Consider the following 1625-nt stretch of genomic DNA (forward strand, 5'->3'; position numbering starts at 1 on the left):
GCCTGCGCCAGATCCAGCACTGCAGTCAGATCGTCGACGGATGCCTCACCGCGACCGGCCTCACACTGACGACACCACGCTTACAACCTCAGTAGTGCCAACCCCGCCCAGCTGACGACTGCCCTGCGTGAGGAGGCGGACCTGGAAGCTCGGGTCAGCTTGACGGCGCCGGGACTGGTAGGCCCGCATGTTGGGGTGTCGCGTATTCGCGGCTGATGCCCACGAGCCATGACGCTGGGCAAGAGGTCAGGCCGGTTGGTTGTGGTCTCGATGGTGGCGTCCAGGACGCGACGCAGGGAGCGGGTGCGGAAGTAGGAGGAGACGCAGGTGTAGATCGCGGTGGTGGAGGCGTGGTCGTGGCCGACCTGCTGTTGGACGAACAGCGGGTCGTGTCCGTCCTCGATCAGGTGGGTGATGTAGGACCTGCGCAGCGAGTGGAACTCCAGCGCGGGGTCCAGGCCGGCGGCGTCCCGATAGGCGGCGAAGCGGATTCCAGGCGCTGGAGCCCGATCCGCGGGGCGCTCGGACGGCCAGAGGGCCCGGCTGGTCGAATGGCGCGTCCCGGGCCGCACCTCGCTGATCCATTCCTCGATCGTGCCGGGTGTCCAGTGCCAGACGGTGAGCACGCTGCGACGCTTGGGCGGCGACCTCTTCTTGACCTTGCCGTAGCGGACCAGCAGGGTGCCGAACTCACCGAACTCCCGGCCCTCCGGATTTCGACGAAGTCCGTGAGATCCAGCATCCGGGTCTCATTGCGGCGCAGCCCGTAGGCGTACGCGACCTTGAACAAGACGGCGTCCCGGAAGGCCGACAGCCAGCCCTTGCGGCCCTTGCCGCGAACGCGCAAGACCTCCTCGTCGGCATGATCGAAGAACGCTTCCAGCTCGGGCCGGGTGAAGGCCCGTCGTTCCGGCTCGCCCTCGGCTTCGCCAGCATGCGTTGCAGCATTCCAGTTGTAAACCACCTGGACCGGGTGAGTGCCGAAGTACCGCAGGCACTCGTCGCTCCAGCCGTAGGCTGGGTTGGTCAGGAAGTCGCAGAACTGCCGTACAGAACCTTGGTAGTTGGCAGGGTGGAGCGGACGCAGCCGTGCACAGCCCGCAGATCGGCTGACCATTCGTCGACGTGCTGCGGCGTCCACTGCCCGGCATCGCATCGGCATGCCGGGTGAAGGCCCGACCGTGCGTTCCTGGTCGTTGACGTACCCCCAGTGAGAGATTCCGGGCCACCTGCTGATTGCGCCAGCCCTTGATCATCGCCTCGAAGACTTGCTCGTCCGGCCGCAGCAACGGCAGGCCGTCGATCAGGTGCAGCCGAGCAGACCCTGGAACGAGACCGTCCCCACCCATCCGTCATCACTCTCCGTCTATCGCATCTGACGCGAGAATTTCGCATCGGATGCGACTCGGGCTTGATCCGCTTTGCCGGACATCCGAGGTCAGGGTCCGTCCCCGGGAGGATGTCCATCATGAAGAGCATGGGGAAGAAGAAGCCTCGCCGCTCGTTCACGTCGGAGTTCAAGGCCGAGATCGACGCTCGGCGCGTCCATGCCGTCCTGCAACGAGAGGGCCAGGAGTGCGGACGCCGCCGAGTCGCCGGGTTGATGCGGGCCGCCGGCATGCAGG

Annotated in this window: 2 protein-coding genes; one reads left to right on the forward strand and one right to left on the reverse strand. The window is 66.2% G+C overall.

What is annotated here, in order from left to right; genetic code table 11:
* Positions 1 to 80: 80 nt before the first annotated feature.
* Positions 81 to 626, reverse strand: coding sequence for a tyrosine-type recombinase/integrase (locus ABZ070_RS37225; RefSeq protein WP_356640618.1), 546 nt, complete (start codon positions 624 to 626; stop codon positions 81 to 83).
* An 851-nt stretch (positions 627 to 1477) separates the two neighbouring features.
* Between ABZ070_RS37225 and ABZ070_RS37230 the strand changes: the two genes are divergently transcribed.
* On the forward strand, positions 1478 to 1625 hold a 148-nt coding region (locus ABZ070_RS37230; RefSeq protein WP_356640620.1), incomplete at its 3' end, for an IS3 family transposase.

Source organism: Streptomyces sp. NPDC006283 (genome assembly GCF_040613325.1).
In the GTDB taxonomy this organism is placed as follows: domain Bacteria; phylum Actinomycetota; class Actinomycetes; order Streptomycetales; family Streptomycetaceae; genus Streptomyces.